Source organism: Micromonospora sagamiensis (assembly GCF_014680085.1).
In the GTDB taxonomy this organism is placed as follows: Bacteria; Actinomycetota; Actinomycetes; order Mycobacteriales; family Micromonosporaceae; genus Micromonospora; species Micromonospora inyonensis.
In genome coordinates, this window is sequence record NZ_AP023438.1 from 3,770,419 (window position 1) to 3,784,983 (window position 14,565).

Genomic DNA, 14,565 nt, shown 5'->3' on the forward strand with positions numbered 1-14,565 from the left:
CACCCCGTGGCGACCAGGTCGCTCCACGGCTCGCACTCCAGGAGGTTGCGCTGAGACTCGAACTGCGCGGCATCACCAAGCGGTTCGGTGATCTGGTCGCCAACGACCACATCGACCTGACGGTGGAGCCTGGAGAGATCCACGCCCTGCTCGGCGAGAACGGCGCGGGCAAGTCGACCCTGATGAACGTCCTCTACGGGCTCTACCAGCCCGACGAGGGCGAGATCCTGGTCGACGGGAAGCCGTTGAAGCTGCGCGGGCCGTCGGACGCGATCGCGGCCGGCATCGGCATGGTGCACCAGCACTTCATGCTCGTGCCGGTCTTCACGGTGGCCGAGAACGTGATGCTCGGCTCGGAGAAGGTGCGCGGCGGGCTCGCCGGCTTCCTCGACCGTCGTCGGGCCAGTCGGGAGGTCGCCGAGGTCTCCGAGAAGTACAACCTCCGGGTCGACCCGCACGCGGTGGTCGAGGACCTGCCGGTCGGCATCCAGCAGCGGGTGGAGATCGTCAAGGCGCTCACCCGCGAGGTGGACCTGCTCATCCTCGACGAGCCGACCGCGGTGCTGACCCCGCAGGAGACCGAGGAGCTGCTGACGGTCATGCGGTCGCTGAAGGCGGCCGGCAAGTCGATCGTCTTCATCACCCACAAGCTCGGCGAGGTCAAGGCGATCGCCGACCGGATCACCGTGATCCGGCGCGGGAAGACCGTCGGCACCGCCTCCCCGAGCGCCAGCCGGGACGAGTTGGCCGCGCTCATGGTCGGCCGCAGCGTGCACCTGACCGTGCAGAAGGAACCGGCGAAGCCGGGCGCCCCTGTCCTGGAGGTTGCCGGCCTGGTCGTCGACGACGACCGGGAGATCCGGGCGGTCGACGGCGTCGACCTGACCGTCCACGCGGGCGAGGTGCTCGGCGTCGCCGGTGTGCAGGGCAACGGACAGACCGAGCTGGTCGAGGCGGTCATGGGCCTGCGGCCGGTGCTCGCCGGCAGCGTCTCGCTGCACGGGCGGCGGATCGACGGCTGGTCGCCGAAGAAGGTGCTCCGCGCCGGGGTCGGCTACGTCCCCGAGGACCGCAGCGTCGACGGCATCGTCAAGGAGTTCTCCGTCGCGGAGAACCTGGTCCTGGACCTCTACGACCAGCCGCCGTTCGCCTCCGGTCTCGCGCTGAAGCCGGAGGCCATCGCGACGTCGGCCCGGGAGCGGATCACGCAGTTCGACATCCGGACCTCCTCGGCGGACGCGCCGGTCGGCACGCTCTCCGGCGGCAACCAGCAGAAGGTGATCGTGGCCCGGGAGTTCTCCCGGCCGCTGAAGCTCTTCATCGCCGCGCAGCCGACCCGGGGCGTGGACGTCGGCTCGATCGAGTTCATCCACAGCCAGATCATCCGGGAGCGGGACACCGGCACCGCCGTGCTGCTGGTCTCCAGCGAGCTGGACGAGGTGATCGGACTGGCCGACCGGATCGCGGTGATGTACCGGGGCCGGATCATCGGCGTCGTCGGTCCGGACACGCCGCGTGAGGAGATCGGCCTGCTGATGGCGGGCATCACCCCGGACCAGGCGGCCGGCACCGACGCCCGGTCCGGCGACGCCACGACCGACGGCGCGACGGCCACCCCGGCGTCCGACGGCCCAGTGAACGAGGACGAGGCATGACCAATCCCAACCCCGCCGCCGGGTCCCCGGACAAGGAGCCGGCGACCACGGAGCAGGCCGCCCGCGACGCGGGCGGCGGCACCGGCCGGGCCGCCGACCCGACGTCGACGACCACGCCGGCCGGGACGAAGCAGCCGGCCACGACGACGCCGGCCGGAGCGAAGCGGCCCGGGGACGACGGCGCACGACCCTCGCTCGGCCAGCTCTTCCTGGCCAACCTCTGGGCGGCCAACACGGTCACCGTGACGGTGCTCGCGCTGGTGCTGGCCATGCTGGTGGGCGCGGTCCTGATCATCATCTCCGACCCGGACGTGCTGGCCACCTACAGCTACATCACCGCCCGGCCCTCGGACGCGATCAACGCGAGCTGGACGGCGGTCAGCGAGGGCTACGCCAACCTCTTCAAGGGCTCGATCTTCGACCCGGAGGCCTTCTCCGGCTGGCTGAACGGCAGCAACGGCTGGGAGCCGGTCTTCGCGCCGATCTCCGAGACGCTCACCTACGCCGCGCCGCTGGTCTTCACCGGCCTCTCGGTGGCGCTCGCCTTCCGGGGCGGCCTGTTCAACATCGGTGCCCAGGGCCAGGCGACCATCGGCGTCATCCTCGCCGCGCTGGCCGGCTTCCTGCTGCCGCTGCCGCCGGTGGTGCACCTGCTCGTCGCGGTGATCGCCGGTGCGCTCGGCGGCGCGGTCTGGGGGTTCATCCCGGGCATCCTGAAGGCCCGCACCGGCGCGCACGAGGTGATCAACACGATCATGCTCAACTACGTCGGCGTCTACTTCCTCTCCTGGATCATCGTCCAGAACGGCGTCCAGGACCCGGAGCGCACCGACGCGATCAGCCGCTCGGTGGACGGCTCGGCCCAGCTGCCCCGGCTGCTCGGGGCCGACCTGCGGGTGCACGCCGGCATCCTGCTCGCGGTGGCGGCCACCTGGTTCGTCGCCTGGCTGCTCAACCGCTCGACCTTCGGCTTCGAGCTGCGCGCGGTCGGCGCCAACCCGGACGCCGCCCGCACCGCCGGCATCGGCGTGGGGAAGACGTACGCGCTGATGATGGCGCTGGCCGGGGCGCTCGCCGGGCTCGGCGGCGCGCAGATGGTGCTCGGCACCACCGCCGCCGCGCTGACCCCGCTGGTGGTGGCCCAGATCGGCTTCGACGGCATCCTGGTGGCGCTGCTCGGCCGGGTGAAGCCGTGGGGCGTGCTGCTGGCCGCGCTGCTGTTCGGCGCGCTCCAGGCCGGCGGCAACCGGATGCAGTCCTACTCCGGCATCTCGCTGGAGCTGGTCACCGTGCTCCAGGCGCTGATCGTCATCTTCATCGCCGCCCCCGCGCTGGTGAAGGCGATCTTCCGGCTCCGGGCCGCCCGCGCCGCCCGGTTGCAGACGAGCCTCGCGAAGGGCTGGTGACCGGTGCGCGCGATCAGTGAGCCGACGAGTCCCGCAGTCGTGAACGGAGACCCGAGCTGATGTCCACGATGGCTGTCGACGACGTCGCCGTCGCCCCCGTTCACGAGGGCTTCTGGACCCGTAACCGCAAGATCGGCGTGGTGCTGCTGGCGCTCGGCCTGCTCGCGGCGATCCTCTTCGGCGCGCTCGCCACCGACGAGCAGGCGCGCTTCACGCTCAGCGAGGACGCCGAGGGCGCGGCGCTGGCCGTCAACGGCACGCTCGGCGCGATCGTCTTCGGCGTGCTCGCGGTCGCCGCCGGGGCGGCCCTGCTGGCCGGCGTACCCAAGCGCTGGTTCACCACCGTGCTCGCGGTCGGCGTGGTGGGCTTCGTCGCGTCGTTCCTCTGCTGGCAGGTCTCCGCCGCGCCGGCCGGGCAGAACTTCATGCCGATGGTCAACATCGTCCGGGGCACCTTCATCCTGGCCCTGCCGCTGATCTTCGGTGCGCTGGCCGGGGTGCTCTGCGAGCGCTCCGGCGTGGTGAACGTGGCGATCGAGGGCCAGTTGCTGATGGGGGCCTTCGCCGGTGCCCTGTTCGGCACGATGACCGGCAGCGTCTGGGTCGGCCTGGTGGCCGCCGCGATCGGTGGCGCGTTCATCTCGCTGCTGCTGGCCGTCTTCGCCATCCGCTACCTGGTCGACCAGGTGGTCATCGGCATCGTGCTGAACCTGCTCGCGCTCGGCCTGACCGGCTTCCTCTACGAGCGGCTGATGCAGACCGACACCCAGAGCTACAACCAGCCGCCGCGCTTCGGCACCTGGGCGATCCCGGTGCTGGAGGACATCCCGGTGATCGGGCCGGCGCTGTTCCGGGGCAACATCTTCCTCTACCTCGGGCTGATCCTGGTCCTGGTCATCCACATCGCGCTGTTCCGGACCCGGTGGGGGCTGCGGACCCGGGCGGTGGGTGAGCACCCGACCGCCGCCGACACGCTCGGCGTGAAGGTGCTGGCGCTGCGGTACCGGAACGTGATCCTGGCCGGGATGGTGGCCGGCATCGGTGGCGCGTCGTACACCCTGGCGCTCTACACCTTCACCAAGAACATGATCGGCGGTAAGGGCTTCATCGCCCTGGCCGCGCTGATCTTCGGCCGGTGGAGCCCGACCGGGGCGCTGCTCGCCGCGCTCTTCTTCGGCTTCGCCGACCAGCTCGGCACCTACCTCGGCGCGATCAACAGCATCATCCCCAGCCAGTTCCTGGCGATGCTGCCGTACCTGGCGACCATGCTGGCGGTGGCCGGGCTGGTCGGCAAGGTCCGTGCGCCGGCCGCCGACGGCAAGCCGTACATCAAGGGCTGACCCGGCACCGGGACGAACCGGGCAGGCGTCCGCCGTCTCCATCCGCTCCCGTGCGTGGGCCCGGTGGGATCCGTCCCACCGGGCCCACGCGTCTTCCGGTCACCGATCCGACGGTACGGCCCGCGCCCGGTCGGACGGGACCCCGCCGCAGGTCGTCGCGGGGGTGGGGCAGAATCCGGGGCATGGACATCGACTGGGTGCGGCTGCGCAGCGCCGCCACCGAGGTCATGCGGCACGCGTACGTGCCCTACTCGCGTTTCCCGGTCGGGGCCGCCGCCCTGGTCGACGACGGCCGGGTGGTGGTCGGCTGCAACGTCGAGAACGCCGCGTACGGCGTGGTGCTCTGCGCCGAGTGCGGGGTGGTCTCCGCGCTGCACTCCTCCGGTGGCGGGCGGCTGCTCGCCCTCTCCTGCGTGGACGCCACCGGCGAACCGCTGATGCCGTGCGGCCGGTGCCGGCAGCTGCTCTGGGAGCACGGCGGCCCGGAGTGCCTCATCGAGGCGAAGGGCGGCCCGCTGCGGATGGCCGACCTGCTGCCGCACGCGTTCGACGTGAACGACCTGGAGGCGGTGGTCGGCGAGGCTCCGGTGCCGGTGGTGCCGGAGCGGCTGGCCGCCTGGCGGGGCCGGGGGACCGTCTTCGTGCATCCCGACCTCGACGCCGGTCAGCAGGTCTGGACGGCGTACTGGGAACGGTCGGCCGGCGACGACGTCGGCGCCGAGACCGGTGTGCTGGAAGAGGGCCCGAACTGGGACGACCCGGCTGCGGCGATCACCTGGGGGCTCGCCCGGACGCCCCGGGTCGTGGTGGTCGACGCGGGCGGCACCATCTACTGGGCCGGCGAGGGCGAACCACCGGTGGAGATCCCGGTCCGGTGGCCCGGCGAGTCCGAAGGAGAAGAGCGATGAGCGGGTTCGCGGCGGTCGACGTCATCCGCGCCAAGCGGGACGGCGGGGTACTCTCCGACGCGCAGATCGACTGGGTGGTCGACGCGTACACCCGGGGGCTGGTGGCCGACGAGCAGATGTCCGCGCTGGCCATGGCGATCCTGCTACGCGGCATGACCGCCCCGGAGATCGCCCGCTGGACGGCGGCGATGATCGCCAGCGGCGAGCGGCTGGACCTCTCCGCCGTCGACCGGCCCACGGTCGACAAGCACTCCACCGGCGGCGTCGGTGACAAGATCACCCTGCCGCTGACCCCGCTGGTCGCGGCCTGCGGCGCGGCGGTGCCGCAGCTCTCCGGGCGGGGCCTGGGACACACCGGAGGCACCCTCGACAAGCTGGAGTCCATCCCCGGCTGGCGGGCCGCGCTGAGCAACGACGAGTTCATCGCCCAGCTCCGCGACGTCGGCGCGGTGATCTGCGCCGCCGGGGAGGGACTCGCACCGGCGGACCGCAAGCTCTACGCCCTGCGCGACGTCACCGGCACCGTCGAGGCGATCCCGCTGATCGCCAGCTCGATCATGAGTAAGAAGATCGCCGAGGGCACCGGCGCGCTGGTGCTCGACGTGAAGGTCGGCTCCGGGGCGTTCATGAAGTCCGTCGACGACGCCCGCGAGCTGGCCCGCACCATGGTCGAGCTGGGCGGCGCGCACGGCGTGCGGACGGTCGCCCTGCTCACCGACATGTCCACCCCGCTCGGCCTGGCCGTCGGTAACGCCGTCGAGGTGACCGAATCCGTGGAGGTGCTCGCCGGGGGCGGCCCCGCCGACGTCGTCGAGCTGACCCTGGCCCTGGCCCGGGAGATGCTCGACGCCGCCGGCCTGCCGGACGCCGACCCGGCCGCCGCGCTGCGGGACGGTCGGGCGATGGACTCCTGGCGGGCGATGGTCCGGGCGCAGGGCGGTGACCCGGACGCCCCGATGCCGAAGGCCAACGAGGTCGAGGTGGTCCGCGCCGATGCCGACGGGTTCGTCGCGGCCGTGGACGCGTACGCGGTCGGGGTGGCCGCGTGGCGGCTCGGCGCGGGCCGGGCCCGCAAGGAGGACCCGGTCAGCGTCCCGGCCGGGGTGGTGCTGCACAAGCGCCCCGGCGATCCGGTCCGGGCCGGCGACCCCCTCTACGAGGTACGCGCCTCCGAGGCCGGCCGGATCCCGGCCGCGCTGGCCGAGGCGGCGGGGGCGGTCCGGATCACCCCGACCGCGCCGGCGGCGACGCCGCTGGTGATCGAGCGGATCGCCTGAGGCGGGCGGGCCGAGGTGACCGCCGTACCCGCACCCGATCCGGGGGCCGTCCGTGAGGCGAGCCTCGACGAGCTGGGCCGGCTCGGACTGCCCCTGCCACCGGAGAACTTCCCGTTGGTGTGGGAGCCGGGGGACGAGGTCGAGCTGCGGCCGACCGTGGAGGTCGAGGCGCGGATCGCCGTACTCCACCTGATCCTGGCCCGCTGCTTCGGGATGTCCACCGAGGCGGCGATGAGCTGGCTGCTCGCCTCGCGGCTGGTGGACTCGGTCACCCCACCGGAGTGGGACTTCGTCACCGCCGGCAAGGGCGACCACCGGTCGTTCGTCCTGCACCACGACGCCCTCTTCGCGCTGACCTGGGTGCTCGGCCTGACCAGGCAGCTCGACCCGTCGCTGCCGGTCGACCAGGACCTGGTCGCGAAGTTGCCGAACATCGTCGGCGGGGAGACCTTCGACAGGTGGCGGGGACGGCTGCTCGTCGCCCCGCAGCATCCGGCCGACGCGGCGGCCCTGCTGGACCTGCACTACTGCCTGGACTGGGCGTACCTGAAGTCGGAGCGGGACGGGCTGCCGCTGCCGGGGGAGATCGACTCGCACTCCATCGGGCAGCGACGGTGGGCGCTGGAGTGGGCCGTGGTGCTGCGCGGCCCGTACCACGACCCGCCCCCAGGATGGGAAGAGGTCGACCTCTCCACCTGAGACCGCCGACCGGCTCCCCGGGCCGCCCGGTCCGGCTCTCTGCTCGGGACGCCCGGTCCGGCTCTCTGCTCGGGGCGGTCGACGGTTCCGCTCGGGACGGTCTCCGGTCAGGCCGGGCGGTAGCGGGACAGCTGGACGGCGGCGGTCACCGTGACCGGCTCCGCCAGGGCGGCGATCCGCGCGGCGAGCCGGGCCGGCTCGGTGTGCCAGGCGCTCGGCCCCATCCCCACCAGCGTCTCGACCTCCGACCGGGTCAGCGTCAGCCGCGCCCGGTGTTGCGTGGTGCCGATCCCGGTGAAGTGGCCGGCCAGGCTGCCGGCCACCCGCTCGGCCTTCGCCGGGTCCACCCGCAGCAGGTCGAGCGCGTCGACCAGCTCGGCCAGATGATCCGCGACCGGCGTGACCACCAGCAGCGTGCCGGTCGGGTCGAGGACGCGGCGGAACTCCGCCCCGTTGCGGGGGGCGAAGACGTTCACCAGCACGGCCACCGAGGCGTCGGCCAGCGGCAGCCGCTGCCAGGTGTCGGCGAGTGCCGCGCCGGCCCGGGGGTGGGCGCGGGCCGCGCGGCGCAATGCCGGCTTCGAGACGTCGAGCGCCAGGCCCACGGCGTCGGGCAGCGCCGCCAGCACCGCGGCCAGGTGCCGGCCGGTGCCCGCCCCCGGCTCCACCACCAGCGGGAACGCCCCACCGGCCGGCACCGTGTCGGTCGGTGTCGGGCGAGCCGGGGTCGGATCGGTCGGCGTTCCGGTGGCCCGTCGGTGGTCGGCCAGTGCCCGCGCGGCGGCGTCGGCGAGCGCCGACGAGACCACGTCGTAGTGTCCGGCGGCGAGGAAGTCCGCCCGGGCGGCGACCATCGTGGCACTGTCCCCGGTGTGCGGGGTGCGCCCGGCCAGCAGGTTCACGTACCCCTGGCGGGCGACGTCGAAGCTGTGGCCGCGTGGGCAGCGCAGGGCCTGCGCGGTGCCGGCGGTGGCCGACGTGAGCGACCCGGCGCAGACCGGACAGCGCAGCCGGTTGACGATCTCCGGATCCACGGAGGCCATCGTACGGTCCGTGCGGCGGCTGACTAATGTCTGAGCATGGTCGCGATCCGATACGAGGACATCGTCAAGGTCCCGAAGGCGTTGCTGCACGATCACCTCGACGGGGGCCTGCGGCCGGCGACGGTGGTCGAGCTGGCCGCCGAGGTGGGCCACGAGCTGCCCACCACCGACCCGGAGGCGCTGGGCCGGTGGTTCGTCGAGGCGGCGGACTCCGGCTCGCTGGAGCGTTACCTGGAGACCTTCGCCCACACGGTGGCGGTCATGCAGACCGCTTCGGCGTTGACCCGGGTGGCCCGGGAGTGCGCCCTCGACCTGGCCGCCGACGGGGTGGTCTACGCCGAGGTGCGGTTCGCCCCCGAGCAGCACCTGGAGCAGGACCTCACCCTCGACCAGGTGGTCGAGGCGGTGCTCGCCGGTTTCGCCGAGGGCAGTGAGCTGGCCGCCCGCGCCGGCACCCCGATCCGGGTCGGCACCCTGCTCACCGCGATGCGGCACGCCGCCCGGTCGCAGGAGATCGCCGAGCTGGCCGTCCGGCACCGGGACACCGGCGTGGTCGGCTTCGACATCGCCGGTGCCGAGGCGGGGTTCCCGCCCACCCGGCACCTGGACGCCTTCGAGTACCTCCAGCGGGAGAACTTCCACTTCACCATCCACGCCGGTGAGGCGTTCGGCCTGCCGTCGATCTGGCAGGCGATCCAGTGGTGCGGCGCGGACCGCCTCGGGCACGGGGTGCGCATCGTCGACGACATCACCGTCGGCGGCGACCGTCCGCAGCTCGGCCGGCTGGCCGCGTACGTGCGGGACAAGCGGATCCCGCTGGAGCTGTGCCCGTCGTCCAACGTGCAGACCGGTGCCGCGCCGTCGATCGGCGAACACCCGATCGGCCTCCTGCGCGACCTGCGGTTCCGGGTCACGGTCAACACCGACAACCGACTGATGAGCGGCACCTCGATGTCGCGGGAGATGGCCCTGCTGGTGGACGCCTTCGGCTACGGCTGGAAGGAGCTCCAGTGGTTCACCATCAACGCGATGAAGAGCGCCTTCATCCCGTTCGACGAGCGGCTGAGGATCATCGACGACGTCATCAAGCCGGCGTACGCGAAGCTGCTCTCCTGAGCCCGGCCGCCCGCTCGCCGGGTGGGGGCCGGGCGGCCGGGTGGGGCTCAGGGTCGGTGCGGGTGGCCGGAGAGCAACGCGGCCACCCGCCGCAACACCTCCCGCGCCTTGGCCGCCTCCGCGCCCAGTCCGGTCTGCCGGCGCAACACCGCGGGTTCCTCGCGCAGCAACGTCAGGCCGCGGCGGAGGAGCACCCGCGGTGCCTTGCGCTGTTCGGCCAGGTCCCGGCTCAGGCGGCGGACGAAAGTCGCGCCACGCGGCCGGCGAAGAGCGTATGCGCCGGCGAGAAGGCCCAGCTCACGGCATTCGGCGACGATCTCGGCGGCGAAAATCCCTTCGGCGACGAAGAATGGCGACCCGGCGAGATCGAATGTCCGGGTGGCTACTCGGCGGTCTTCGCCGATCGCATAAACCGGCACTTCGGCCTTGCCGTCGTGAGCCAGTCGGGCAATGGTTTCCACGGCGAACCCGGCATCCCAGGCATGCGGCGAATCCCAGTCGATTCGGCCGTGTCGACGTGGCAACGTAGGATCGTCGCCGTCCTTGTAGAAATCGTCCAGGCAGAGCACCGGAAGTCCGGTTCGGTGCGCGATGTAGGACTTTCCGGAGCCCGAAGGGCCGGCGAGCAGGACGACACGGTGCGGGGTTTCCATTACGGTAGGTGACTCCGGCCAGACGGGCTGCGATCAAACTGTCTCAACATCTCATCACACTCCGGGCGAGGGACAACCTGGGCTTTCTCTTTGAGAGGCGGCGTGATGGAATCTCGGAGGTCCGACCCGTCGGGTCGGTCGCTGGGCGTTGCCCGGAGCAACGCGGCGGATGCTGAGATCGCGAGGGCGGTGACGTGAGCAAACGACCAAAGACGGCGGGCTCCTTCCTGTCGCGAATGCGCCGGCCAGCTGGTCGGCTTCGCGACATGCCGATCTGGTCGAAGCTCGGCCTCATCATGATCGTGCCGACCATCGCCACAGTCGTCGTCGGCACCAACGGTCTGATCGACCACCTGGACACGCTGAACAACGCAAACCGCGCGGGTGACCTGGCGAACCTCACCGGCTACTCCGGTGCGCTGGTCGACACCCTCCAGGACGAGCGGGCCGCCGCGGTGCTGCTGCTCGGGTCGAACGCGCAGACCCGGGAGCAGTACAACAAGGCCTACACCGAGGTGCACCAGCGGGTCGACCGGGCCCGGGGGCCGTACTCCCGGCAGCGGGCCGAACTCGACGGACTGCCCAACAACTTCGAGAAGGTCCTCGACCGGATCGACCAGGGCCTCGAAGACCTGCCCGGCACCCGTAGCCAGGTCTTCAACAACAAGCTCCCGCTCACCGACGCGGCCCGGTCCTACGAGGGTCTGATCAACGACCTGCTGGACATCCGGGACTCGGCGAGCCAGCTCGCCGGGGACACCGACCTGAGTGAGCGGATGCGCGCCGTGGCCGCCAGCGCCCGGGCCAAGGAGTTCCTCTCGGTCCGCCGGGTCGTGGTGCACCGGGCGCTGATCCAGGGCTCGATGAGCCCGGTGCTGCGCACCGACTACATCGCCACCGGCACCGGACAGCAGCAGGCCCTACAGAGTTTCCAGGCGGTCGCCAACCAGGCCGAGTCCGAGCTGTACCAGCAGACCGTCGCCGGCTCGGACCAGCGCCAGGTCGAGAACTACCTCGGCTGGATCAACGGCAACACCACCGACAGCATGACCGGTGCGCCGTTCGGGGCGAACGAGTGGGACGCCGCGATGGTCGCGAACGCCAAGTTGATCCGTACCGTCGAGGCCGAGCTCGACGGCGACGTGGTCCGCCTGGCCGACCAACTCCGCTCCGACGTGCAGCGTCGGGTCTTCCTGGAGACCGGCCTGCTGCTCAGCATGCTGCTGCTGGCGATCTTCTTCGCCTACCTGGTGGCCCGGTCGATGGCCCGCTCCCTGCGCGACCTGCGGCAGGGCGCGCTCTCCATCGCCCAGTACGGCCTGCCCCAGGCAGTGGCCCGGCTGCGGGATCCGAAGGTGACCGGCCAGCTCACCCCGATGCAGCTCGCCAACCAGATCGCCGAGCCGCTCCCGGTGCGCAGCAAGGACGAGTTCGGCCAGGTGACCGAGGCGTTCAACGCCGTCCACCTGGAGGCGGTCCGGACGGCGGCCGAGCAGGCCGCGCTCCGTGCCTCCGTCGCGACCATGTTCGTCAACCTGGCCCGCCGGTCCCAGATCCTGGTCGACCGGCTGATCGGCCACCTGGACCGGCTCGAGCGCGGCGAGGAGGACCCGGACCGGCTGGCCGAGCTGTTCCAACTCGACCACCTGGCCACCCGGATGCGCCGCAACGACGAGAACCTCCTGGTCCTCGCCGGCGCGGACTCCACCCGGGTGCAGCGGCAGCCGGCCGCCCTGATCGACGTGCTCCGGGCCGCCCAGTCCGAGGTGGAGCACTACACCCGGATCGAGTTCGGTGTGATCGACCGGGACCTCGAGGTCGCCGCGCACGCCGTCAACGACCTGGTCCACCTGGTCGCCGAGCTGTTCGACAACGCCACCGCGTTCTCCCCGCCGGACTCCCAGGTCATGGTGGAGGCCCGCCGGGTGGGCGACCGCGCCTCCCTCTACGTCGAGGACCGGGGCATCGGCATCAGCGCCGAGCAGCTCGCTGACCTGAACCAGCGGCTCGCCACGCCGCCACAGGTGGACGTCGCGGTCTCCCGGATGATGGGCCTGGTCGTGGTCGCCCGGCTGGCCGCCCGGCACGGGGTCCGGGTCGAGCTGCGGCCCGGCACCGAGCGGGGCATGGTCGCCGAGGTCGACCTGCCCATTTCGGTCCTGGTGCCGCGTACGCTCTCCGGTCGGGTGCAGCAGCCGGCGGGGCTGCCCGCCCCCGGCCCCGCTCCGGCCACCCCGCTGCCCACCATCGGTACGCTGCCGGCGCTGGGCAACGCCCCGTCACCGGCACCGGCACCGCGTCCCGGGGGCTCCGGCAACCAGGTCACCCTCGGTGGACGGCCGTTCGAGCCCGGGCCGCGCAACGGCACGCCGGGCAGCACCGGCCGGCCGCTGCCCGCATGGTCCGACCTGACCGGTGTGGACGTCCGGGCCAACGGCAGCGACGCCTTCACTCCGCGTCCGGCCACCGGGCAGCAGCCGGACGCGCTGCCGCAGCGCCGCGCGACCGCTGACGAGGAGCCGACCGAGGGCGGCCAGCCGCCGGTCGTGCCGAGGCAGATGCCCGCCAACCCGGAGGCGCGGACCACCTACCCGCAGGCCCCGCCGCCGGTGTCGGCCCCGCCGGTCTCCGGTCCGCCCGTGTCGGCTCCGCCGGTCTCCGGTCCGCCGATGTCGGCCCCGCCCATGTCCGCACCGCCGCCCCGACCGGCCCCGGCCGCACCGGCTCCGCCGGCCTGGCCGCCGGTGGCCGGGACGGAGCGGGAGGTACCCACCCCACCCGTGCCCGAGCGGCTCGCCGCAGCGCTCGACATGACCACGGAGCTGCCCCGACTGCCGCGTTCGGCAGGGGATCCGTCGGCCGTTCCGAACGGCCCCTCCGCCCCGGCCGGACAGCCGGCGTCCGCCCCGGCGGTCCACGACCGGCAGCGGTACGCGGACGAGACGATGGAACTGCCGATCTTCCGGGAGCTGGAATCCGCCTGGTTCCGTACCCGGCGACCGGTCAACGACGAGACGGCCGGCGGTGCCCGGGCCACCCTCGGGGGCCTCGACGACGCCCAGACGCAGCAGTTCGCTGCGGTCGAGCGGAGCCGTCCGGCTGTCCAGAAACCAGCAGGGACGACAGGTAACGCACCGATGGCAACGAACACCGGAGGCACGTCGCACGACAACGGTGCGGCGACCAACGGGAGCGACCGTTCCGCGTACGCCGAGAGCCTCGCCGGCCGGCGCACCCCGCAGCCGGCCGGCGGTTGGCAGACCGCGGCGGACGACGGCTGGCGTGCCGCCAGCGCGGCCAAAGAGGTGCCGGTGGTCGAGACCACCCAGACCGGCCTGCCCAAGCGGGTCCCCATGGCGCAGCTCGTGCCGGGTGGGGTCGAGAAGCCGGTGGCGTCGGTGCAACGTCGTACGCCGGAGGCGGTACGCGGACTTCTCTCGGCATACCATCGTGGCGTGCAACGCGGCCGAAGCAACCACGCGGACAGCCCCTCGCCCGGCCTGGAGGCGACTCCGGGCAGGCAGCAGTCCTCGCAGTCTGGCTCAGGCCCACTGGCCGGGAGCAGGCAGAAGGAGCAAGAAGGATGACAACTACGCAGGATCTCGGTTGGCTGCTGGCCAACTTCGCCGACCGGGTGCCCGGTGTCGCGCATGCGGTCGCCGTCTCCGCGGACGGTCTGCTCCTCGCGTCGTCACGGGACCTGCCGCGTGACCGCGCCGACCAGTTGGCGGCGATCTCGTCCGGCCTGGTCAGCCTCACCCAGGGAGCGGCTCGCTGCTTCGAGGGTGGTGCGGTGCTCCAGACAGTGGTCGAGATGGACAATGGCTTCCTGTTCCTCATGTCCATCTCCGACGGGTCGTCGTTCGCGGTGCTCGCTGCCAGGAGCTGTGACGTGGGGCAGGTCGGGTACGAGATGGCGCTGCTGGTCGACCGGGTCGGCGACGCGTTGACCCCGCAGCCGCGCGCCGCCGCGGGAATGCTGGGTTGACACGGGCGCTGACCTTAGGGTCGGCGGACCAACAACGAATGAGTCGACGGGTTCCACCGCAGCGAGTCGGTGGCGGGTACGCGGAAGGAGGTGAGCGGCGACATGGTCGATCGTGACGAGCCGACCGGCGCACTGGTCCGTCCATACGCCGTCACCCGCGGTCGTACCCGTCCCCGCCTCGACATCGCGCTGGAGGCGCTCGTCGAGACGACGGTGCGCGGTCGGACTGCTGCCAACGGCAACGGTGGTCAGGGCCGGGAGCACCAGTACATCGCCGCGCTGTGTGACGGCCGGCTGCAGTCACTCGCCGAGATCGCGGCGCGGATGCAGCTGCCACTCGGGGTGGCCCGGGTGCTCATTGCCGACATGGCTACGGACGGCCTGGTCGCGGTGCACGAGCCGACCATCCTGGACGACTCCGACGACGCGGTGGGCACTGAACTGCTGGAGAGGGTGCTGAGTGGACTTCGCAGGCTCTGA

At 72.3% G+C, this 14,565-nt stretch carries 12 protein-coding genes; 10 read left to right on the forward strand and 2 right to left on the reverse strand.

Going from position 1 to position 14,565, the window contains the following annotated elements; all coding sequences use genetic code 11:
- The first annotated feature begins 110 nt into the window (after positions 1-110).
- The 6 genes from IGA62_RS16675 (at position 111) to IGA62_RS16700 (ending at position 7,285) form a co-directional block, all read left to right on the forward strand.
- Positions 111-1,655, forward strand: coding sequence for an ABC transporter ATP-binding protein (locus IGA62_RS16675; protein ID WP_408632879.1), 1,545 nt, complete (start codon positions 111-113; stop codon positions 1,653-1,655).
- Positions 1,652-3,061 (forward strand): ABC transporter permease, encoded by a 1,410-nt coding sequence (locus IGA62_RS16680; RefSeq protein ID WP_145820106.1) that lies wholly within the window; start codon positions 1,652-1,654, stop codon positions 3,059-3,061. The genes IGA62_RS16675 and IGA62_RS16680 overlap by 4 nt, the downstream gene beginning before the upstream one ends.
- A gap of 59 nt (positions 3,062-3,120) precedes the next feature.
- Positions 3,121-4,401 carry an ABC transporter permease gene (locus IGA62_RS16685; RefSeq protein WP_145820104.1) on the forward strand — a complete coding sequence of 427 codons (1,281 nt, stop codon included), beginning with the start codon at positions 3,121-3,123 and terminating at the stop codon, positions 4,399-4,401.
- A 182-nt stretch (positions 4,402-4,583) separates the two neighbouring features.
- Positions 4,584-5,309: a cytidine deaminase gene (locus tag IGA62_RS16690; RefSeq protein ID WP_145820102.1), complete on the forward strand. Its 726-nt coding sequence runs from the start codon at positions 4,584-4,586 to the stop codon at positions 5,307-5,309.
- Positions 5,306-6,586: a thymidine phosphorylase gene (locus IGA62_RS16695; protein ID WP_145820100.1), complete on the forward strand. Its 1,281-nt coding sequence runs from the start codon at positions 5,306-5,308 to the stop codon at positions 6,584-6,586. Before IGA62_RS16690 ends, IGA62_RS16695 begins: the two co-directional genes overlap by 4 nt.
- 15 nt (positions 6,587-6,601) lie before the next feature.
- Positions 6,602-7,285, forward strand: coding sequence for a DUF4272 domain-containing protein (locus tag IGA62_RS16700; protein WP_145820098.1), 684 nt, complete (start codon positions 6,602-6,604; stop codon positions 7,283-7,285).
- Between the two features lie 107 nt (positions 7,286-7,392).
- Here IGA62_RS16700 and IGA62_RS16705 read toward each other — a convergent pair whose 3' ends face one another.
- A complete protein-coding gene (locus IGA62_RS16705; RefSeq protein ID WP_145820096.1) occupies positions 7,393-8,319 on the reverse strand; it encodes a putative RNA methyltransferase in 927 nt (308 codons plus the stop codon).
- Positions 8,320-8,364: 45 nt separating this feature from the next.
- Here IGA62_RS16705 and IGA62_RS16710 point away from each other — a divergent pair, with 45 nt between their 5' ends.
- Positions 8,365-9,444, forward strand: coding sequence for an adenosine deaminase (locus tag IGA62_RS16710; RefSeq protein WP_145820094.1), 1,080 nt, complete (start codon positions 8,365-8,367; stop codon positions 9,442-9,444).
- Between the two features lie 47 nt (positions 9,445-9,491).
- Here IGA62_RS16710 and IGA62_RS16715 read toward each other — a convergent pair whose 3' ends face one another.
- Entirely contained in the window at positions 9,492-10,097 is a 606-nt protein-coding gene (locus IGA62_RS16715) for a uridine kinase family protein (RefSeq protein WP_145820092.1), read from the reverse strand.
- A 194-nt stretch (positions 10,098-10,291) separates the two neighbouring features.
- Between IGA62_RS16715 and IGA62_RS16720 the strand changes: the two genes are divergently transcribed.
- The 3 genes from IGA62_RS16720 (at position 10,292) to IGA62_RS16730 (ending at position 14,565) form a co-directional block, all read left to right on the forward strand.
- The gene (locus IGA62_RS16720) at positions 10,292-13,684 is read left to right on the forward strand and encodes a sensor histidine kinase (protein WP_145820090.1); all 3,393 of its coding nucleotides are present in this window, start codon (positions 10,292-10,294) and stop codon (positions 13,682-13,684) included.
- Positions 13,681-14,085: a roadblock/LC7 domain-containing protein gene (locus tag IGA62_RS16725; RefSeq protein ID WP_091456908.1), complete on the forward strand. Its 405-nt coding sequence runs from the start codon at positions 13,681-13,683 to the stop codon at positions 14,083-14,085. Before IGA62_RS16720 ends, IGA62_RS16725 begins: the two co-directional genes overlap by 4 nt.
- Positions 14,086-14,187: 102 nt before the next feature.
- Complete coding sequence (locus IGA62_RS16730) at positions 14,188-14,565, forward strand: DUF742 domain-containing protein (RefSeq protein ID WP_088985313.1); 378 nt, start codon at positions 14,188-14,190, stop codon at positions 14,563-14,565.